Origin of the sequence: Phycicoccus sp. DTK01 (assembly GCF_017312765.1) — a bacterium.
GTDB lineage: Bacteria > Actinomycetota > Actinomycetes > Actinomycetales > Dermatophilaceae > Phycicoccus > Phycicoccus jejuensis.
In genome coordinates this window covers 312,057-331,507 of the sequence record NZ_BOPU01000003.1, presented here as the reverse complement: position 1 = coordinate 331,507, position 19,451 = coordinate 312,057, and the positions used below count along the sequence as shown (strand labels likewise).

The following is a 19,451-nucleotide window of genomic DNA, read 5'->3' as shown; positions in this document are numbered from 1 at the left end:
CCACACCTCGCCTCGCCGCCCACACCTCGCCTCGCCGCCCTCACCTCGCCCTGCCGCCCCGCGACGACACCCCGGCAGGACGAGACCACCCCGGCGAGACGAGACCACCCCGGCGCCGAGAGTCGTCCCCGCGACCGGCGCTCGCAACCTGGCGCTCATCGGGGTCGGGCGCCGAGGTCGAACCAGGTGCTGCGCCGCTCGGGGCGGATGCCGACGCTCCCGAGCAGGCGCCCGAGCGCGGGCCGGTCGAGCGCGACGCGCCACACCCAGCGCGCCACCCGGGCCTGACGACGGAGGCGGTCCTCACGCTGCTTCTCCTGCCAGAGGACGCCCGCGGCGGTCTCGGCGTCCGCGCCCTCGGGGACGCGGTACTTGACGCGGCCGTCGAACTCCCCGACCACCCCTGACCAGCCGAAGTCGGTGTAGCCGATGAGTCCCTGGTCGTCGGTGAACGGCACCTGCAACCGTGGCCTCGGTAGCCCGAGCAGGAACATCTGCACCCGGGACAGGCTCTCGCCCGCCGACATGCTGCCCGGGTCCGCGAGGTCTCGCGCCAGGGCCGCGGTGCGGCGTCCGGCCACCCGGGGAGCGACGGCCGCCACCTCGGCCGACAGGTCCGCCGGCGTGCACAGGCCGCTCCGGAGAGCGTGGTCGGCGGCCGCGACGGCCGACGCCAACGTGCCAGTCCTGGCCACGTCGACCACGGTGCGTGCGGGTGGCGTCACCTCGAGCCCCTGCACCGTCACCGGGTCGGTGTCTCCGCCGACGACCGGCAGAGTCCGCCCGAGCGGCTGCTCCGCCGGGAGTGGCTGAGGATCCCGACGCAGTCGGGCCAGTCCTCCACCCTGGGCATGCCCCACACCGCCGCCGCCGACCAGCCGGCCACGACCCGGCCTCGATCGGGCCGCCGGACCAGGTCCGCGGCGTGCACCAGGGCGACGTGGCGTTGGCCCGGCCCGAGCTCGGCTCAGTGCGCAGCGGGCATCCACACCCCGTGGCGGACGTGGTGCCAGTCGTCCCCGTCGCGGGTCGGTTCGACACCGGCGCGTCGCAGGTCGGCCCCGAGGCGGAGAAGGCCCGGGTCGAGGGGCGTCGGGAGGAGGAGTGGCGTCATCCGGCGAGCGTGGCAGCACCGCCCGGACCGGCCGACGGGTTTTCCACACCCTCACGGAGAGGTCGGGGCGTCACGGCAACGTCGGGGCGTCACGGCGAGGTCGGGGCGTCACGGCGACATCGGGGTGGCTGGACGAGGTCAGGGCGGCGGTGCGAGGTCGACCCGACCCCGTCCAGCCGCCGTCCCCTCGCCCTGCCGGGGCGCCAGGACACCCCGGCGAGACGACATCGGGGCGGCACGGCGAGGGCGGGGCGGCACGGCGAGGGCGGACACGACGACGCCGCCCGGTCCTCGCGGAGCCGGGCGGCGTCGGTGGTGCGGGGTGCGGCGGACCTCAGACGGTCGAGGCCTTGCGCGAGGCGAGCACCTCGTCGATGAGGCCGTACTCCTTCGCGCCCTCGGCCGAGAGGATCTTGTCGCGGTCGATGTCCTTGCGGACGAGGTCGAGCTCGCGGCCGGAGTGCTTGGCGATCGTCTCCTCGAGCCACCCGCGCATCCGGATGATCTCGTTCGCGTGGATCTCGAGGTCGGAGGCCATGCCGCCCGTCCCCTCGATCGCCGGCTGGTGGATGAGGACCCGGGCGTTCGGCAGGGCGAAGCGCTTGCCGGGGGCGCCGGCGCCGAGCAGCACCGCCGCGGCCGACGCGGCCTGCCCGATGACGAACGTCTGCACGTCCGGGCGGATGTACTGCATCGTGTCGTAGATGGCCGTCATCGCCGTGAACGAGCCACCGGGGCTGTTGATGTACATGAGGATGTCGCGGTCGGGGTCCTGGGACTCCAGCACGATCAGCTGCGCGATGACGTCGTCGGCGGACGCGTCGTCGACCTGCACCCCGAGGAAGATGATGCGGTCCTCGAAGAGCTTGGTGTACGGGTCGAGGCGCTTCATCCCGTAGGAGGTGCGCTCCTCGAACTGCGGCAGGATGTAGCGGCTGCTCGGGCCGGGCACGTGGAGGCGGCCGGTCAGGTCTGCGTTCATGTCTCTCTCTCGCGTCGTCTCGGCCGGGGTCAGTCGCCGGTCACCGGGTTGTCGGCACGGCGTCCCGCCATGTCGGCCTTGGTGATGACGTGGTCGACGAAGCCGTACTCCTTGGCCTCGGCCGCGGTGAACCAGCGGTCGCGGTCGGAGTCGGTCTCGATCTGCTCGACGGTCTGCCCGGTGTGCTCGGCGATCAGCTCGGCCATCTGCTTCTTGATGTGCAGCAGCTGCTCGGCCTGGATCTTGATGTCGGACGCCGTGCCCCCGATGCCGCCCGAGGGCTGGTGCATCATGACGCGCGCGTGCGGGGTGGCGTAGCGCTTGCCCGGGGTGCCGGCCGACAGGAGGAACTGCCCCATCGAGGCGGCCATGCCCATCGCGACGGTGGCGACGTCGTTCGAGACCCACTGCATGGTGTCGAAGATCGCCATGCCCGCGGTGACCGAGCCGCCGGGGCTATTGATGTAGAGCCAGATGTCCTTCTCGGGGTCCTCGGCCGCGAGGAGCAGCATCTGCGCGCAGATCGCGTTCGCGTTGTCGTCGCGCACGTCGGACCCGAGGAAGATGATCCGCTCCTTGAGGAGTCGGTTGTAGATGGAGTCGTCGAGGCCGGCCTTCTGGCCCTCGCCCGCGGCGACGATCTCGGTGCTGGTCACGCTGGGATGCTCCTCGCTCGTGGTGGGTCGTTCCTGTCAGTGACCCTAACGCCCGGCCACCCCGCCGCACTCCACTGCCGGTCCCGTGTTCGCCGTGAGCACAACGGGCGATGGCGGGCCCGCGCACAAGGGTGCACGGGCCCGCCTCGGGTTCCCCCGGGCCGGTCAGCCGACCGGGCTGCCCGCGGCGGGGTCGTGGGGCCGCTCCCCCGCCGGGCGACCGTCCGGCTCGCGGACGGCGGTGACGACGGAGAGGGCGAGGATGGCCAGCGCGCCGACGACGAGCAGGGCGTGGAGCACGCCGACCCGGTCGCCGAGGAAGCCCAGGAGCGGCGGGCCGGCGATGAAGGCGACGTAGCCGATCGTCGCGACGACCGACATCCGGGCGGCGGCGCGCCGGGGGTCGTCGGCCGAGGCGCTCATCCCGACGGGGAAGCCGAGCGCGGCCCCGACGCCCCAGACCGCGGCGCCGACGAACGCGAGCCAGTCGGCCCCGAAGATGACCAGCGCGGCGCCGACGACGGCCAGGCCGAAGCTGACCCGCAGGACCGGGACGCGCCCGTGCGTGTCGAGCAGGCGCGTGCCGAGCAGCCGCCCGACCGTCATGAACGTGAGGAACGTGGCGAACGCGAGGACGCCGGCCCACGTCGGGAGCTCGTGGCCTTCGACGAACGCGACCGCCAGCCAGTCGTTCGCGGTGCCCTCGGTGAAGGCGGCGGCGAGGACGACGACGCCGATGAGCAGGGTGCGCGGCTCGAGCCAGGCCGAGCGCTCGCGCCCGCCACCCGCGACGGCCTCGCCCGGCTCCTCGAGCTCGAGGCCCTGAGGCAGGAAGCGCGGCAGCGCCCACGCGGCGCCGACGACGGTGACGACGACCGCACCCGCGAAGTGCAGGCTGAGCGGCACGCCGGCGGCCGACATCCCGGCCCCGACGAGGGCCGAGAGCACGGTCCCGCCGGAGAACGCGGCGTGGAAGTGCGGCATGACCGAGGTGCCGAGCTCGCGCTCGACGGCGGCGCCCTCGAGGTTCATCGACACGTCCCAGAGGCCGACGCCGAGGCCGACGAGGAAGAGCCCGACCATGACGAACCCGCGCGAGGCGCCGGCGTCGACGACGGCCCCGGTGCCGATCAGCCCGACGAGCGAGACGGCCATCCCGATCATCACGGTGCGGCCGGCGCCGAGCCGGTTGCTGACCCGGCCGGCGAGCGGCAGCCCGGTGACCGAGCCGACGCTCGCGGCGAACAGCGTCGCGCCGAGCTCGCCGGCGCTGAGGCCGAGCGCGACCTTGGTGTCGGCGATGCGGGCCGCCCACGAGGCGAAGACGAGCCCGGCGAGCGCGAACACGACGAACACGGCCGTGCGGGCGCTCGTGACGCGGGTTCGGGACAGGGGCGGGGCGGTCATGGCGGAGGTCACGGGTCGCTCTCGGGTCGGGGTGGTCGTCGTGCGGCGGACGCGGGCCTCGGCCGGCGTCGAATCGATTCGATCGAATCGATTCGATATTGTCGGACGCATGAGCCAGCCGCGTCAAGCCGGGGACCGCCGTCCCACCCTGCGCGACGTGGCCGGGCTGGCCGGGGTCTCGACCTCCACCGCCTCCCTCGTCTTCAGCGGCAAGGGGCCGGTCTCGCCGGCCACCGCCGACCGGGTCCGTGCGGCGGCCGACGAGCTGGGCTTCGCCGGGCCCGACCCCCTCGCCTCCTCCCTGCGCCAGGGCCGGGTCGGCACCGTGGCCGTCGTCGTCGAGGCCCCCCTGCGCGACGCGTTCCGCGACCCCTTCGCGCTCGCCGTCCTCGACGGCCTCGCCGAGGAGCTCGAGGCCGCGGGCCGCTCGATGCTGCTCGTCGCCCAGCCGGCCGACGACCCGGTCCGCGCCGTCGGGCAGCTCGCGACCCAGGCGGTCGACGCCGCCGTCTTCCCCCTGTGCGGCCTGCGCGACAACCCCGTCGTCGCCCACCTCGGCGCCCGCGGCATCCCGCTCGTCGGCGCCGGCTCGCCCGCCGACCCCGGCGTCGCGCACGTGCGGGTCGACGAGGCCGGCGCAATCGGCCTGACGACCCGGCACGTCCTGGGGCTGGGGCACACCCGCGTCGCGTCGGTGGCGATGGCGCTGCACCCCGGCGCCACGACCCGCGCCGTCACCGCCGCCGACCTCGACGGCGCCCTCTACCCCGATGCCGGCGGGCGCCTGCGAGGCTTCTGGGACCTCGTGGGCGCGGACGCCCCCGTCGTCCAGGCCGCCGCTCTCACCGTCGGGGCCGGCGAGGCGGCCGGCCGCCTCCTCCTCGACCGCCCCGCGTCGGAGCGCCCGACCGCCGTGGTCGTCCAGGCCGACCTGCTCGCGGCCGGCGTCGTCCGCGCGGCCCAGGCCCTCGGGCTCGACGTCCCGGGTGAGGTGTCCGTCACCGGGTTCGACGGGGTCGACCTGCCGTGGCTCGACCAGACGCTGACCACCGTCGTCCAGCCCGGCGCCGAGAAGGGCCGTGCGCTCGGCCGGCTGGTGCGCGCCGCCCTCGACGGCGAGCCCGTCCCCGACATCGACTTCCAGGTCACGCTGCGGGTCGGCACGACGACCGCTCCCCCGCCCGCCGCCTGACGCCGTCGCGCCGGATCTCCGCGCACCCCCGGCACGACGCACGGCGCCGCCCCGGTCGGGGGCGGCGCCGTGCGGTGGCTGCGGGTCGGGCGTCAGGCCTTCGCCGACTCCTGCTCGTCCGCCGGGGCCTCGTCGGCCACGGCCTCGGTCTCGTCGGCCGCCTCGTCACCCTCGGCGTCCGGCACGAGCTCGTCGAGGTCGACCGCGTTGCCGCTGGCGTCGGTGACGGTCGCGTCGTCGAGGACGGCCGCGAGCGCCTTGCGGCGGGCGACCTCCTGGACCATCGCGGGGACCTGACCCTGCTGGTCGAGCGCCTGGGCGAACTGGTTCGGGTCCATCCCGTACTGCTGCGCGCTCATCACGAGGTACTCGATGAGCTCGGGCTGCTCGACGCGGACCTCGAGCTTCTCGGCGATGGCGTCGAGGAGGAACTGGGCCTTGAGCGCCTTGCGGGTCGACTCGTCGACCTCCGCGCGGTGCTCGTCGTCGTCCATCCGGTTCTCGCCCTCGAGGTGGGCGTCGACCTCGGCCTTGACGATGCCCTCGGGGACCGGGACCTCGACGGTCTCGAGGAGGTGCTCGAGGACCTTGTCGCGGGCCTGGATGCCCTGCTCGTACTTCTTGGCCTGCTCGGCCTGGGTCACGACGTCGGCGCGCAGCTCGTCCATCGTGTCGAACTGGGAGGCGAGCTGGGCGAACTCGTCGTCGAGCTCGGGGAGCTCACGGACCTTGACGGACTGGACGGTGACGGTGCACTCGGCGTCCTCGCCCTCGTGGTCGCCGCCGGCCAGCGGGGCGGTGAAGGTCTTGGTCTCGCCCGCGGTCATGCCGGCGAGCGCCTCGTCCATCCCGGGGAGCATGTTGCCGCTGCCGACCTCGTAGGAGATGCCGGTGACGGAGTCGATCTCCTCGCCGCCGATCTCGGCGCGCAGGTCGATGGAGACGTGGTCGCCGTCCTCGACGGCGCGGTCGACGCCGACGAGGGTGCCGAAGCGCTCGCGCAGCGAGGTCATCCGCTCCTCGACGTCCTCGTCGGAGACGGCGACGTCATCGACGCTCACGGCGATGCCGGTGAGCTCCGGGAGCTCGATGGTCGGGCGCACGTCGGTCTCGACCGTGAAGGTGAGCTCCTGGCCGTCCTCGAGCGGCACGGCGGTGACGTCGACCTCGGGCTGGCCGATGGCGCGGACGTCCTCGGCCTCGGCGGCCTCGGCGAAGAAGCGCGGGAGGGCCTCGTTGACGGCCTCCTGCACGACGGCGCCACGGCCGACGCGCTGGTCGATGATCCGGGCCGGGACCTTGCCCTTGCGGAAGCCGGGGACCTGGATCTGGCCACCGATGGTCCGGTACGCGTCGTCGAGCAGCGGCTTCAGCTCGTCGAACGGGACCTCAACGGTCAGCTTGACCCGGGTCGGGCTCAGGGTCTCGACGGCACTCTTCACTTCGGGCACTCCACCTGGGGTGTCGGGGTTGACGGTCACGGGTCGCGGGGCCGGTCGCGCCGGCCGCACCCGGGCCGCGCATGGCGCCGGTGCCCGGGACGACACCAAAGGCCCATGCTAGCGGCCCGTCGCGGCGCGGCCGAATCGCCCTCCGGGCATCCCCGGCGCCCGGTACCTACCGTCGGGCGCCGGGGGCGAGTACCTTCCCGACCACCGCGCGTCCCCCACCCGGGGGCGCCCCCTCCGGAGGACGACGATGACCTCGATGACCAGCACGTTCACCCGCCTCGCCGCGGCCGGCACCCTCGCCGCCGCCCTGGCCGTCCCGACCGCCGGCACCGCCGGCACCGTGGCCGCCGGCGCGACCCCCTCCCCGGCTGTCGCCGCGTGCGCGCCGGCCAGCGCCGCCCGCGCGGCCGAGGGCGCGACCGTCGCCGAGCCGAAGCTCTACCCGGACAACCAGGCCAACGCCTACGGCGTGCTGCCCGACGCCCCGTACCTCGGCAACGGCACGGTGACGGTCAACACCGTCTTCCACATGGTCTCGGACGACGGCTTCACCGCCGCCGAGAAGGCACGCTGGAACACCCTCATCGCCGCCCAGATGAAGGTGCTCAACGACTCCTACTCCGGGCGCACCTCGGCCGACGCCTCGAACACCCCGTTCCGCTTCGCGCTGACCGGCACGACGTGGACGACCAACCCGGCCTGGTACACGGTCGTGCCCGGCAAGAACGAGCGCGACATGAAGAAGGCGCTCTCCCAGGGCGACTCGCGCACGCTCAACGTCTACGCGGCGAACATCGGCGGCGGGCTGCTCGGCTGGGCGTACTTCCCCAAGGGCTACAACAACGGTCGCGACTACATCGACGGCGTCGTCATGCTCGACGAGTCCATGCCCGGCGGCACCGCCGGCAAGTACGCCCTCGGCGACACCCTGACCCACGAGGTCGGGCACTGGCTCATGCTCGAGCACACCTTCGCCCACGGGTGCGCGGCCTCCGGCGACTACGTGACCGACACCCCCAAGGAGGCGCAGCCGCAGTTCGACTGCCCGGTCGGGGCCGACACCTGCAGCGCCCCGGGCCTGGACCCCATCCACAACTTCATGGACTACACGCAGGACTCCTGCATGGACATGTTCACCCGCGGCCAGGCCGAGCGGATGAGCGACGCGTGGGTCGCGTTCCGCGCGGGCGGCAACGGCGGCAAGTGACGCGATGACGGCACCGCGCCGGTGCACACTGGCGCGGTGCTGTCACTGCGGATCTCCGTCCCCGGGTCGCTGACCGACGACGTCCTCGCGCTGCTGGAGTCCGACGACTACGTCACCGGCCTCGCCGTGCACCGCGGCGCCTCGCGCATCCCCCCGGGTGACGTCGTCACCGCAGACATCGCCCGGGAGGGCGCCAACCCGGTCATCGACGGGCTGCGGGCCCTCGGGGTGCACGAGGAGGGGACGATCCGCATCGAGACGGTCGACACCTGGCTCTCGCGCTCGGGGCTGGAGGCCGAGCGGCTCGCTCCCGGGGCGAGCGCCGACGCCGTCGTGTGGACCGAGGTCGGCCACCGGGCCTACTCGGAGGCCGAGCTGAACTGGACCTACCTGTCGTTCATGGGGCTCGCGACGCTCATCGCCGGCGTGGCGATCGTCCTCGACTCCCCCATCCTCGTCATCGGCGCGATGGTGCTCGGGCCGGAGTTCGGCCCGGTGGCCGCCATCGGGCTGGCCATCGTCCGGCGCAAGGCCGGGCTGCTCGGCATCGCGACGCGCACGCTCGTGCTCGGCTTCCTCGCCGGGATGCTGGTGACGGCTCTGGCGGGCCTGCTCGGGCGGGCGCTCGGCTGGGTGACGTACGAGGACATCGTCGGCGAGCGCCCGGCGACGGCGTTCATCTACACCCCGGACCGGTGGAGCTTCGTCGTCGCGGTCATCGCGGCCGCGGCGGGGGTCCTGTCGCTGACCTCCGCGCGCACCGGCGGGCTGTCGGGGGTCTTCATCTCGGTGACGACGGTGCCGGCGGCGGCCAACGTCTCGCTCGGCGCGGCGTTCGGCGCCTGGCACGAGGTGACCGGGTCGCTCGCGCAGCTCGGGCTCAACCTCGCGGGGATGGCGGTCGCCGGCGCCCTGACGCTCGCGCTGCAGCAGGCGGTGTGGTCGCGGGTGCCGGCCCGGCGGCGGACGCTGGTCCGCGGGCGCGGGGTGCTCGGGCACCCCGACTACTGAGGGCCCGGATGGGCCGTGGAGCGGGCGACGGGAATCGAACCCGCGTAGTCAGTTTGGAAGACTGGGGCTCTACCATTGAGCTACGCCCGCGCACCTCGTCGGCGTGCACCGCGAGGGCACCGCTAGCCTAGGGCGGCTCGCGCGGGATCCGGAAATCGACGAGGACGCCCGCGCGTCACGGGGTATGGCGCAGCTTGGTAGCGCGTCCGCTTTGGGAGCGGAAGGCCGCCGGTTCGAATCCGGCTACCCCGACAGGAGGCTCGTCGGGCGCGAAGCGCCCTTCGAGCCTCCTGTCGTGGTGGCGGATGACGGGAGCGGGCGTGGGGCGCCGAGGGACGAGGCGCACCACCCCGCGGGTCCGGCTACCCCGACCCAGCACCGAGCGCTCAGGAACGCAGGGTGCAGCGGAACTCGTGGACCGAGCGCCCGGCCCGTCGCCCCTTGGCCTCGAAGCCGTCCTCGGGGCGCCAGTCGGGCCGCTCCCCCTCGACGACGTCGTAGCCGCCGTGCGCCGCGAGCTGCTCGCGGCAGTGCTCGGCGTAGGACGCGATGTCCGTCGCGATGAGCAGGTGACCGCCCGGGCGCAGCCGCGAGGCGACGAGCGTGAGCGTGTGCTGCTGGACGAACCGCCGCTTCGCGTGGCGCGACTTCGGCCACGGGTCGGGGAAGAACAGGTGCACGGCGTCGAGCGTGCCGGGGGCGATGCGGTCGGTGAGCAGCGGCAGGACGTCACCGGGGTGCACCCAGAGGTTGCGCAGGCCGGCTTCCTCGGCGGAGGCGAGCATCCGGGCGACACCGGGCACGTGGACGTCGACCGCGACGAGGTCGGCCTCGGGGTGCGCGCGGCAGAACGCGACCGCGGCCGCGCCGTGGCCGGAGCCGATCTCGAGGACGACGGGGCCGGTCCGGCCGAACGCGGCCGACGGGTCGAGCGGGCCGTCGGGCAGGGCGCGGGCGGGCAGCAGCGTCGCCATCCGTTCGTCGGTCAGCGGGCTGTTGCGCCAGCGCGGGGTGAAGGTGCGCACGCCCTCGCGGGGCTCGTGGTCGAGGACCGGGCCGGGTGCCACGGGTCGGGCCTTTCGGATCGGGGAGGCGGACCGGCCGCCTGCTCGCCGGGCCTCAGCCGCGGTGGACCGAGAAGGCGGACCGGTCGTCATCCTGCCCCGAACGCGCCGTCGCGCACACATCGCGGGCGATGTCACCGCCCGTGACGACCGACGCCGCGGCCACGCCGAGCATCCGGTCGACGCCGTCGGTGAGGTCGCGTCCGCGGGCCTCGATGACGCCGTCGGAGTAGACGAGCAGCGCGTCGCCGCGGTCGAGACGGCCGGTGGCGCGCGGGAAGTCGACATCCGGGACGACACCGAGCAGCGGTCCGTGCATGCCCTCGAGGACGGTCCACCGCCCGCGGCCGGCGGTGAACAGGGCCGGCGCGGGGTGGCCGGCGTTGCCGATCGAGAAGGCGCCGCTGCGCAGGTCGAGGTCGAGGTGCACGGCGGTCGCGAAACCCTCGTCCCATCCCTGCCGCACGAGGTAGTCGTTGGCGGCGCGGAGGAACCCGTCGGCCGACACCGACCCGAGCAGGCCGCCGAGCGCGCCGGACAGCAGGAGCGAGCGCACCCCGGCGCCGGTGCCCTTGCCGCTGACGTCGACGAGGGCCACCTGGAGCCGGTCGTGCGCCGGCGAGAGGTTGGCGATGACGAAGTCACCGGAGAAGCGGTCGCCGTGCGCCGAGAGGATGCTCGAGGAGGCACGCCAGCCGGCCGGCAGCGCCGGGACCCGCCCGACCTGGTCGATGCGGTCGCGCAGGTCGGCGAACATCCGGTCGGCGCCGAGCCCCCGGGTGCCGACGAGCGCGCGGGAGCGCGAGATGACGACCGTCTGCGCCATGACGAGCGCGACCGCGACGTAGACCCCGACGACGCGGGCGACGCTCAGCTGCGCCAGAGGACCCCAGAGCAGGACCACGGCCCCGGCCGCGGCGAGGACGATGCCGTGCCGCCGCGGCTCGAGGACCAGCCCCGACACGACGATCAGCGGGAAGACGAAGGAGATGGCGACGAGCTCGGGGTCGAAGACGACCCCGATGCCGAGCAGCGTGACGACGGTGACGAGGCCCCAGGTCAGGGCCCGCCCCTGGTCGACGCCGGAGAACCGGCCGGCGACCATCCGGTGGCGCGTGACCTCGGGGTCGTGGCGTGGGACGCCGGGGAGCTCGACTCCTGTGGCCATGCTCACCCCCTGCGTCGTCGTCCGGGCAGCGCCACAGTAGGCGATCGCCCTGACACGGGGCGACCGCTACGGGCGACGCGCCGTCAGGGGGCGGGCGGCAGGGTCCCGTCCGCCTCGAAGGCCTCGATCATCCGCAGGCGGCGCACGTGCCGCTCCTCGCCGCTGAAGGGGGTCGCGACGAAGGTCCGCACCATCGTCCGGGCGAGCTCGGGATCGGTCATCCGCGCGCCGATGGAGATGACGCGGGCGTCGTTGTGCTCGCGCGCGAGGCGGGCCAGCTCCTCGTCGTAGCAGAGGGCGGCGCGCAGGCCGGGGACCTTGTTGGCCGCCATCTGCTCGCCGTTGCCCGATCCGCCGAGCACGACGCCGAGCGCCTCGGGGTCGGCCGCGACGGCCTGCGCCGCCCGCAGGACGAAGACCGGGTAGTCGTCGAGGGCGTCGTAGGTGTGCGGGCCGTGGTTGGTCACCTCGTGCCCCTCGGCCTCGAGGAAGGCCGCGAGGTCGTGGAGCATCTCGAAGGCGGCGTGGTCGGCGCCGAGGTGGACGCGGGCCACCGCTCAGCCCTCCGTGTCGAAGATCGGGCCCTGGGTGCGCGAGCGCTTGAGCTCGTAGAACCCCGGGGTGCGGGCGACGAGGACGCACCCGTCCCAGAGCAGGCCGGCCGCCTCTCCCTTCGGGGCGGGGGTGACGACCGGGCCGAAGAACGCGACGCCGTCGACCGCGACGACCGGCGTGCCCACGTCGTCGCCGACGAGGTCGATGGCCCGCTGGTGGCTCGCGCGTAGCTCGGCGTCGTGGGCGTCCGAGGTCGCGGCGTCCGCGAGCTCCGCCGGCAGGCCGAGCTCCTCGAGCGCCCCGGCGATCGCGGTGTCGTAGTCCTGCTCCTCGTGGTGGATGCGGCTGCCGATCGCGTCGTAGAGCGGCTTGACGACGTCGTCGCCGTGCGCGGCGCGGGCGGCCACGACGACGCGCACCGGGCCCCAGCCCTTCTCCATCAACGCGCGGTACTCCTCGGGCAGGTCGCGCCCCTCGTTGAGGACCGACAGGCTCATGACCGACCAGGTGACGTCGACGTCGCGGACCTTCTCGACCTCGCCCATCCAGCGGGAGGTCATCCAGGCCCAGGGGCACAGGGGGTCGAACCAGAACTCGGCGGAGGCGCGGGCGGTGGGGGTGGTCTCGGTGCTCACGCGCGCCATCCTGCCACCGCGACCCCGCCGCCGGTCCCGGGGTGGCGGCCCGTGACAGGATGGTCCTCGGGGCGCCCGTGGACGGGCGCCCTTCCACGCTTGCGAACGACAGGAGCACCCGTGCCCGGCACGAACCTCACGCGCGACGAGGCAGCGGCCCGATCGGCCCTCGTCTCCGTCGACACCCACGACGTCGTCCTCGACGTGACGGCGAGCGAGGCGACCTTCCCGACCCGGAGCACCATCCGGTTCTCGTGCACGCAGCCGGGCGCCGAGACCTTCCTCGACTTCGTCGGCGCCTCCGTCGAGTCGATCACGGTCAACGGCACCTCGCTGGACCCGGCCACGCACTTCGCCGACAGCCGCATCCGGCTGACCGGTCTCGCCGAGCAGAACGAGGTCGTCGTCGAGGCCACCGGGCGCTTCACGAACACCGGCGAGGGCCTGCACCGCTTCGTCGACCCGGTCGACGACGAGGTCTACCTCTACACGCAGTTCGAGGTCCCGGACAGCCGCCGGATGTACCCCGTCTTCGAGCAGCCCGACCTCAAGGCGGAGTTCGCCTTCACGGTCACGGCGCCGGCGCACTGGCAGGTCGTCTCCAACTCCCCGACCCCGCAGCCGCAGCCGGCCGGCGAGGGCACCGCGACGTGGGCGTTCGAGCGCACCCCGCGGATCTCCAGCTACATCACGGCGCTCGTCGCCGGGCCGTACGACGTCGTCCGCGACTCCGTCGCCACCCGTGGCGGCGAGGTGCCGCTCGGCATCTTCTGCCGCAAGTCGCTCACCCCCTACCTCGACGCCGACAACCTCTTCGCACTGACGAAGAAGGGCTTCTCGTTCTTCGAGGAGGAGTTCGACTGCGCGTACCCGTTCGCGAAGTACGACCAGCTCTTCTCGCCGGAGTACAACATGGGCGCGATGGAGAACGCGGGCTGCGTCACCATCGCCGAGGTCTACGTCTTCCGCTCCAAGGTCCCCGACGCGCTCGTCGAGCGCCGCGCCCTCACCGTCCTCCACGAGCTCGCCCACATGTGGTTCGGCGACCTCGTGACGATGCGCTGGTGGGACGACCTGTGGCTCAACGAGTCCTTCGCCGAGTGGGCCTCGACGACGTGCCAGGCCGAGGCCACCGAGTGGGTCGACGCGTGGACGACGTTCGGCACGTACGAGAAGGACTGGGCCTACCGCCAGGACCAGCTCTCGACGACGCACCCGATCGTCGCCGAGATCAACGACCTGCAGGACGTCGAGGTCAACTTCGACGGCATCACCTACGCCAAGGGTGCGTCGGTGCTCAAGCAGCTCGTCGCGTACGTCGGCCGCGACGCGTTCCGCGAGGGCCTGCGCACCTACTTCCGCAAGCACGCGTGGAGCAACACGACGCTCGACGACCTGCTCACCGAGCTCGAGGCCACCTCGGGCCGCGACCTGCGCGCCTGGTCGCGCCTGTGGCTCGAGACCGCCGGCGTCAACACGCTGCGCCCGGTCGTCGACGTCGACGAGTACGGCCGCATCACGTCGGCCGTGGTCGAGCAGACCTTCGCCGAGGGCTACGAGACGCTGCGCCCGCACCGCCTCGGCATCGGCCTCTACGAGGAGCGCGACGGCGAGCTGCACCGCACCGACCTCCTCGAGGTCGACGTCGACGGCGAGCGCACCGAGGTGCCCGCGCTCGTCGGCCGGCAGCAGCCCGACCTCCTGCTCGTCAACGACGACGACCTCGCCTACGCCAAGATCCGGCTCGACGAGCGCTCGCTCGCGACGGCCCTGGCCCACCCGCGGGGCTTCACCTCCTCGCTCCCCCGGGCCCTCGTCCTCGCGTCGGCGTGGGACATGACCCGCGACGGCGAGATGGGCGCGCGCCGCTTCGCCGACCTCGTGCTCGCGAGCCTGCCGGGCGAGAGCGACTCGACCCTGCTGCGCACGCTGCTCATGCAGCTGCGCACGGCGGTGCTGTCGTACACGGCTCCCGCGCACCGCGACTCGACGCGTGCGGCGACCCGCGACCGGCTGTGGGAGATCGCCCGCGCCGCGGCTCCCGGCAGCGACGCGCAGCTCCAGCTGGTCACCGCCGCCGCCGGGTTCACCTCCGCCGGTGACGACGCCACGACGCTGCGCGGGCTCTACGAGGGCACCGAGGTGCTCGACGGGCTCGACGTCGACTTCGAGATGCGCTGGACGCTGCTCACCGCGCTGGCCGCGGCCGGGGCGTCGTCCGAGGACGAGGTCGCCGCCGAGCTGCGTCGTGAGGACACCGCGACCGCCCGCGAGCGCGCGGCCCGCACCCTCGCCGCGGTGCCGACGTCCGAGGCCAAGGAGCGCGCCTGGCGCGAGGCGGTCGAGGAGACCGGCCGCCCGAACGCGATCGTCGACGCCAGCGGGATGGGCTTCGCCCGTCCCGGCACCCCGGCCGAGCTCCTCGCGCCGTTCGTGGAGCGCTACCACGCGATGCTGGACACGGTGCAGCAGAAGGGTTCCCACGCCCTCGTCGAGTCCATCGTCGCCGGCTTCTACCCGCACCCGCTCGTCGACGCCCACCTGCTGGAGGCCACGCAGGCCTGGCTCGACGGCACGCCCGACGCCCCCGCCGCGCTGCGCCGCCTCGTCGCCGAGAACCGTGACCCGGTGGCGCGCGCCCTCGCCGCCCAGGAGCGCGATGCCCGTGACTGACCTGTTCCCCCTGCTCGACGTCGCCACCCCGACCGCCGAGGAGGTGAGCACCTACTGGGACAAGCTCCAAGAGTGGGCGCTCACCAACGGCGTGAAGATCGTCCTCGTCCTCGTCCTCGGGTTCGTCGCCCGCTGGGCGGCGCACCGGCTCATCGGCCGGGTCGTCGCGACGATGACCTCGCGGACCGCCAGTCGGCTGGCCACGAGCGGCGGGGCGGGGCGGGTCCTCGCCAACGCGACCGGCATCGCCAACGAGCGGCACCGCCAGCGCGTGGAGACGATGGGGTCGCTGCTGCGCAGCATCTCGACCTTCGTGCTGGCGATCATCACGGCGCTGACGGTGATGGCGCTGCTCGGGCTCCCGCTCGGGCCGCTGCTGGCCTCGGCCGGCGTCGGCGGCGTGGCCATCGGCTTCGGGGCGCAGAGCCTGGTCAAGGACTTCCTCTCGGGGATCTTCATGATCCTCGAGGACCAGTACGGGGTCGGTGACGTCATCGACACGGGCGAGGCGATCGGCACGGTCGAGGAGGTCACGCTGCGGGTGACCCGGCTGCGCGACGCGAACGGCGTGACCTGGTACGTCCGCAACGGCGAGGTCATCCGGATCGGCAACCTCTCGCAGGGGTACGCGGCGGCGTGGATCGACATGCCCGTCTCCTACCTCGAGCCGATCGAGAAGGTGCTCGAGGTCGTGCGGCGCACGACGGAGGACTTCGGCAACGACCCCGAGTGGGAGCCGAAGATCACCGAGCCGCCGACCGTGCTCGGCGTCGACGCGATCACCGGCCAGACGGTCACGGTGCGGGTGCTCGTCAAGTGCCTGCCCGGCGAGAACTTCGGGGTGCAGCGCGAGCTGCGGCTGCGCCTCAAGGACGCGTTCGACGCGGCCGGCATCCAGGGCCCGCCGCTGCCGCCGTTCGCGACGGGGGCGCACTCGTGAGCGTCTACGAGGAGGTCGGGGGCGCGCCGACGTTCGAGCGGCTGGTCCACGCGTTCTACGAGAACGTGCGCGCGGACGAGCCGCTGCGCGCGCTCTACCCCGAGGAGGACCTCGCGGCGGCGGAGCGACGGCTGCGCATGTTCCTCGAGCAGTACTTCGGCGGGCCGACGACCTACAGCCAGGAGCGCGGCCACCCGCGGCTGCGGATGCGGCACGTGCCGTTCGCGGTGACTCTCGACATGCGCGACCGGTGGATGCGGGCGATGCTCGGCGCGGTCGAGGCGGCCGGCATCCCCGAGCCGCAGGCCGAGCAGATGCGCGACTACTTCCTGCGCGCTGCGCACATGCTCGTCAACACCGACGACGGGCACGGGCACCCGCCCCTCACACCCTGACACCGGAGCCGCGGGGCGACGCGTCCGCGAACCTGAGAGCGGCCGGGAGACATGTACTCCCCCAGCCTCCTGTCAGTCCGGAAGGTTTCCCTTCCACCCCGCAAGGTTTCCCTTCCACCTCATAAGGTTTCGCTTCCACCCCGCAACCAAGTCACTGCGCCGGGGAAGGGAAACCTTCCAGCAGCAACTGATTCCTTGCGGAGCGCAAGGTAAACCTCGCATCGGCAAGGAGGCTGGGAGAGCACCTACCGCCCGGCCGGGCGGGACGGTTCGGCGACCGGGGTGGGGCGGACCTGGGTTTTACCCGGCCCGTCCTGCGAGACACGCCGACCTCGTTTCGCGCCGGCCGCCGCTGTTTGCGAGCATGGGCACGGTGAGCGCGCAGACCTCCCGCAGCCCCCTGACCGCCCCCGGCACGACGGTCCACCCGGCCGACGCCCCCGGCGCCCCGTGGTGGCACGACGCCGTCATCTACCAGGTCTACCCGCGCAGCTGGGCCGACGCCGACGGCGACGGCATCGGCGACCTCCCCGGCATCACCGCGCGCCTGCCCCACCTGCGCGACCTCGGCGTCGACGCCGTGTGGCTCAGCCCCTTCTACGTCTCGCCGATGAACGACGCGGGCTACGACGTCGCCGACTACCGCGACATCGACCCGCTCTTCGGCTCCCTCGAGGACGCCGACCGCCTCCTCGCCACCGCCCACGACCTCGGGCTCAAGGTCCTCGTCGACCTCGTCCCCAACCACACGAGCAGCGAGCACGCCTGGTTCCGCGCCGCCCTCGCCGCCGGCCCCGGCAGCCCCGAGCGCGACCGCTACGTCTTCCGCGACGGCCGCGGCCCGAACGGCGACGAGCCGCCGAACAACTGGCCCAGCGTGTTCGGCGGCAAGGGCTGGACCCGCGTCACCGAGGCCGACGGCACCCCCGGCCAGTGGTACCTGCACATCTTCGACGTGACGCAGCCCGACCTGAACTGGCAGAACCCCGAGGTCCGCGAGGAGCTCGAGTCGATCCTGCGCTTCTGGTGCGACCGGGGCGTCGACGGCTTCCGCGTCGACGTCGCCCACGGCCTGGTCAAGGAGGAGGGCCTTCCCGACTGGCACGGCGCGGTCGGCCTCTACGACGAGGTCCTCACCGAGGACGGCCCGCAGGACGGCGCCGATGCCGACGCCGTCCCCGACGCCGACGGCCCCGTGCTCGACCACACCGGCACCGGCCGCGCCCCGATGTGGGACCAGGACGGCGTCCACGAGATCTACCGCTCCTGGCGCACGGTCCTCGACTCCTACGGCGAGCCCGACCGCATCCTCTGCGCCGAGGCGTGGGTCAAGCCCGAGGAGCGCCTCGCCCTCTACGTCCGCCCCGACGAGATGCACCAGGCGTTCAACTTCGACTTCCTCGAGACGCCGTGGCACGCAGGCGAGCTCGCGGCCGTCATCGAGTCCTCCCTGCGCTCCAACGACGCCGTCGGCGCCCCCACGACGTGGGTCCTCTCCAACCACGACGTCGTCCGCCACGCCTCGCGCCTCGGCCTGCCCCAGGACGGCCCGCGGCCCAACGGCATCGCCGCCGACGACCCCCAGCCCGACGCCGAGCTGGGCCTGCGTCGCGCCCGCGCCGCGACAGCGCTGATGCTCGGCCTGCCCGGCGGCGCCTACCTCTACCAGGGCGAGGAGCTCGGCCTGCCCGAGCACACGACGATGCCCCACGACGTCCGTCAGGACCCGACCTTCCACCACACCAAGGGCGAGGTCGTCGGCCGCGACGGCTGCCGCGTCCCGATGCCGTGGACCGCCGACGGCCCGAGCCTCGGCTTCGGCCCGGGTGACCATCCGTGGCTCCCCCAGCCCGAGGCCTACGCCGCGCTGGCGGTGGACCGGCAGGAGGGCGTCGAGGGCTCGACCCTCGAGCTCTACCGGACCCTCCTGCGCCTGCGCCGCGAGCTCGGCCTCGGCGGCAACGCCCTCACCTGGGACGACCTGACCGACGGCGACGTCGTGGCCTACCGCTCCGGCGAGGGCGCCGACGCCGTGTTGGTCGTGACGAACACCGGCGAGGCGCCGGTCGCCCTGCCGGACGGCGAGGTCCTCGTCGCCTCCGGTCCGCTCGAGCACCCGGGGACGCTCCCGGCCGACACGACCGTCTGGCTGCGCCCCACCGCCCGCTGACCGTGCGGGCCGCCGACCACGCCTACCTCTCGGACCCGACGCCCCTGGCGCTGGCCCACCGCGGGGGCTCGCTCCTGCCCGCCAACGTCGGGCTCGAGAACACCCGGGCCGCGTTCGCCCGCGCCGTCGCCCTCGGGTACCGCTACCTCGAGACCGACGTGCACGCCACCCGCGACGGGCAGGTCGTCGCGTTCCACGACACCGTCCTCGACCGCGTGACGGACGCCCGCGGCGCCGTCGCGGACCTGACCTGGGACGAGGTCCGCGAGGCCCGGGTCGGCGGCACGGAGCCCGTCCCGCTGCTGGGCGACCTCCTCGAGGCGTTCCCGACCACCCGCTTCAACATCGACGTCAAGGCCGACGCGGCGCTCGAGCCGACGGTCGCCGTCCTGCGCGAGCACGACGCCCTCGACCGGGTCTGCCTCGGGTCGTTCTCGCCGCGCCGCATCCGGGCGCTGCGCCGCGCCCTCGGCCCCCGCGTCGCCACCGCCGCCGGCCAGGTCGGCACCGCCGCGCTGCGCTTCTCCCCGGCCCTGCTCGCCCGGATGCTGCACACGCCGGCGCCCGTTCTGCAGATCCCGGCCGTGCACCACGTCGCCGGCCGGAGCCTCGTCCTCGTGACGCCCGGGCTCGTCCGGCGGGCGCACGACCTCGGCAAGCAGGTGCACGTCTGGTTCCACGACGGCCGTCGCGAGGACGCCGCCGAGTTCCACCGCCTGCTCGACCTCGGGGTCGACGGCCTCGTGGCCGATCGGATCGACGTGCTCGCCGATGTGCTGGCGCAGCGGGGTTCCCCCCTCCTGCCGCAGGCCGGGGGGCTACTGTGACGAC

Annotated in this window: 18 protein-coding genes and 2 tRNA genes; 9 read left to right on the top strand and 11 right to left on the bottom strand. The window is 73.7% G+C overall.

What is annotated here, in order from left to right:
- Positions 1–155: 155 nt before the first annotated feature.
- The 5 genes from J3473_RS09065 to J3473_RS09045 form a co-directional block, all read right to left on the bottom strand.
- Positions 156–695: a hypothetical protein gene (locus J3473_RS09065; RefSeq protein WP_207022807.1), complete on the bottom strand. Its 540-nt coding sequence runs from the start codon at positions 693–695 to the stop codon at positions 156–158.
- Positions 696–967: 272 nt separating this feature from the next.
- Positions 968–1,114 (bottom strand): hypothetical protein, encoded by a 147-nt coding sequence (locus tag J3473_RS09060; RefSeq protein ID WP_207022806.1) that lies wholly within the window; start codon positions 1,112–1,114, stop codon positions 968–970.
- A gap of 334 nt (positions 1,115–1,448) precedes the next feature.
- Entirely contained in the window at positions 1,449–2,096 is a 648-nt protein-coding gene (locus J3473_RS09055) for an ATP-dependent Clp protease proteolytic subunit (protein WP_030527423.1), read from the bottom strand.
- 29 nt (positions 2,097–2,125) lie between these two features.
- Positions 2,126–2,752 carry an ATP-dependent Clp protease proteolytic subunit gene (locus J3473_RS09050; protein ID WP_036829374.1) on the bottom strand — a complete coding sequence of 209 codons (627 nt, stop codon included), beginning with the start codon at positions 2,750–2,752 and terminating at the stop codon, positions 2,126–2,128.
- 165 nt (positions 2,753–2,917) lie between these two features.
- Positions 2,918–4,171: a sugar MFS transporter gene (locus J3473_RS09045; RefSeq protein ID WP_306790182.1), complete on the bottom strand. Its 1,254-nt coding sequence runs from the start codon at positions 4,169–4,171 to the stop codon at positions 2,918–2,920.
- A gap of 97 nt (positions 4,172–4,268) precedes the next feature.
- Here J3473_RS09045 and J3473_RS09040 point away from each other — a divergent pair, with 97 nt between their 5' ends.
- Positions 4,269–5,351, top strand: coding sequence for a LacI family DNA-binding transcriptional regulator (locus J3473_RS09040; protein ID WP_207022805.1), 1,083 nt, complete (start codon positions 4,269–4,271; stop codon positions 5,349–5,351).
- Between the two features lie 92 nt (positions 5,352–5,443).
- Here J3473_RS09040 and tig read toward each other — a convergent pair whose 3' ends face one another.
- Positions 5,444–6,793: a trigger factor gene (gene tig, locus J3473_RS09035; protein WP_207022804.1), complete on the bottom strand. Its 1,350-nt coding sequence runs from the start codon at positions 6,791–6,793 to the stop codon at positions 5,444–5,446.
- Between the two features lie 265 nt (positions 6,794–7,058).
- Between tig and J3473_RS09030 the strand changes: the two genes are divergently transcribed.
- Together J3473_RS09030 and J3473_RS09025 are read left to right on the top strand one after the other, a co-directional pair.
- Positions 7,059–8,009 carry a zinc metalloprotease gene (locus J3473_RS09030; RefSeq protein ID WP_207022803.1) on the top strand — a complete coding sequence of 317 codons (951 nt, stop codon included), beginning with the start codon at positions 7,059–7,061 and terminating at the stop codon, positions 8,007–8,009.
- A 36-nt stretch (positions 8,010–8,045) separates the two neighbouring features.
- A complete protein-coding gene (locus J3473_RS09025) occupies positions 8,046–9,020 on the top strand; it encodes a DUF389 domain-containing protein (protein ID WP_207022802.1) in 975 nt (324 codons plus the stop codon).
- Positions 9,021–9,036: 16 nt separating this feature from the next.
- Here the strand turns inward: J3473_RS09025 and J3473_RS09020 are convergent.
- A tRNA-Gly gene (locus J3473_RS09020) sits at positions 9,037–9,110 on the bottom strand.
- Positions 9,111–9,198: 88 nt separating this feature from the next.
- Between J3473_RS09020 and J3473_RS09015 the strand changes: the two genes are divergently transcribed.
- Positions 9,199–9,272 (top strand) — tRNA-Pro (locus J3473_RS09015).
- 134 nt (positions 9,273–9,406) lie between these two features.
- Here J3473_RS09015 and trmB read toward each other — a convergent pair.
- The 4 genes from trmB to J3473_RS08995 all read right to left on the bottom strand — a co-directional run bounded on the left by trmB (position 9,407) and on the right by J3473_RS08995 (position 12,451).
- Complete coding sequence (gene trmB / locus J3473_RS09010) at positions 9,407–10,087, bottom strand: tRNA (guanosine(46)-N7)-methyltransferase TrmB (RefSeq protein WP_242525784.1); 681 nt, start codon at positions 10,085–10,087, stop codon at positions 9,407–9,409.
- Between the two features lie 52 nt (positions 10,088–10,139).
- Complete coding sequence (locus J3473_RS09005) at positions 10,140–11,252, bottom strand: PP2C family protein-serine/threonine phosphatase (RefSeq protein WP_207022800.1); 1,113 nt, start codon at positions 11,250–11,252, stop codon at positions 10,140–10,142.
- Between the two features lie 83 nt (positions 11,253–11,335).
- On the bottom strand, positions 11,336–11,806 hold the full coding sequence (locus tag J3473_RS09000) for a ribose-5-phosphate isomerase (protein WP_256437935.1): 471 nt from the start codon (positions 11,804–11,806) through the stop codon (positions 11,336–11,338).
- A gap of 3 nt (positions 11,807–11,809) precedes the next feature.
- Complete coding sequence (locus tag J3473_RS08995; protein ID WP_207022799.1) at positions 11,810–12,451, bottom strand: DsbA family protein; 642 nt, start codon at positions 12,449–12,451, stop codon at positions 11,810–11,812.
- Between the two features lie 111 nt (positions 12,452–12,562).
- Between J3473_RS08995 and pepN the strand changes: the two genes are divergently transcribed.
- From pepN to J3473_RS08970, 5 genes are all read left to right on the top strand, one after another.
- On the top strand, positions 12,563–15,115 hold the full coding sequence (gene pepN / locus J3473_RS08990) for an aminopeptidase N (RefSeq protein WP_207022798.1): 2,553 nt from the start codon (positions 12,563–12,565) through the stop codon (positions 15,113–15,115).
- Positions 15,102–16,055, top strand: coding sequence for a mechanosensitive ion channel family protein (locus J3473_RS08985; RefSeq protein ID WP_207022797.1), 954 nt, complete (start codon positions 15,102–15,104; stop codon positions 16,053–16,055). The genes pepN and J3473_RS08985 overlap by 14 nt, the downstream gene beginning before the upstream one ends.
- Positions 16,052–16,450 (top strand): globin, encoded by a 399-nt coding sequence (locus tag J3473_RS08980; RefSeq protein WP_030527435.1) that lies wholly within the window; start codon positions 16,052–16,054, stop codon positions 16,448–16,450. The genes J3473_RS08985 and J3473_RS08980 overlap by 4 nt, the downstream gene beginning before the upstream one ends.
- A gap of 364 nt (positions 16,451–16,814) precedes the next feature.
- A complete protein-coding gene (locus J3473_RS08975; RefSeq protein WP_207022796.1) occupies positions 16,815–18,620 on the top strand; it encodes an alpha-amylase family glycosyl hydrolase in 1,806 nt (601 codons plus the stop codon).
- A gap of 2 nt (positions 18,621–18,622) precedes the next feature.
- The gene (locus J3473_RS08970; RefSeq protein ID WP_207022795.1) at positions 18,623–19,447 is read left to right on the top strand and encodes a glycerophosphodiester phosphodiesterase family protein; all 825 of its coding nucleotides are present in this window, start codon (positions 18,623–18,625) and stop codon (positions 19,445–19,447) included.
- The last annotated feature ends 4 nt before the right edge of the window (positions 19,448–19,451 follow it).

Bases quoted from the DNA above. Each gene is read 5' to 3' on its own strand.
- J3473_RS08985 (WP_207022797.1), top strand. From the start codon at position 15,102: ATGCCCGTGACTGACCTGTTCCCCCTGCTCGACGTCGCCACCCCGACC.
- J3473_RS09055 (WP_030527423.1), bottom strand. From the start codon at position 2,096: ATGAACGCAGACCTGACCGGCCGCCTCCACGTGCCCGGCCCGAGCAGC.
- J3473_RS09005 (WP_207022800.1), bottom strand. From the start codon at position 11,252: ATGGCCACAGGAGTCGAGCTCCCCGGCGTCCCACGCCACGACCCCGAG.
- J3473_RS09030 (WP_207022803.1), top strand. From the start codon at position 7,059: ATGACCAGCACGTTCACCCGCCTCGCCGCGGCCGGCACCCTCGCCGCC.
- J3473_RS08995 (WP_207022799.1), bottom strand. From the start codon at position 12,451: ATGGCGCGCGTGAGCACCGAGACCACCCCCACCGCCCGCGCCTCCGCC.
- J3473_RS09040 (WP_207022805.1), top strand. From the start codon at position 4,269: ATGAGCCAGCCGCGTCAAGCCGGGGACCGCCGTCCCACCCTGCGCGAC.
- J3473_RS08975 (WP_207022796.1), top strand. From the start codon at position 16,815: ATGGGCACGGTGAGCGCGCAGACCTCCCGCAGCCCCCTGACCGCCCCC.
- J3473_RS09060 (WP_207022806.1), bottom strand. From the start codon at position 1,114: ATGACGCCACTCCTCCTCCCGACGCCCCTCGACCCGGGCCTTCTCCGC.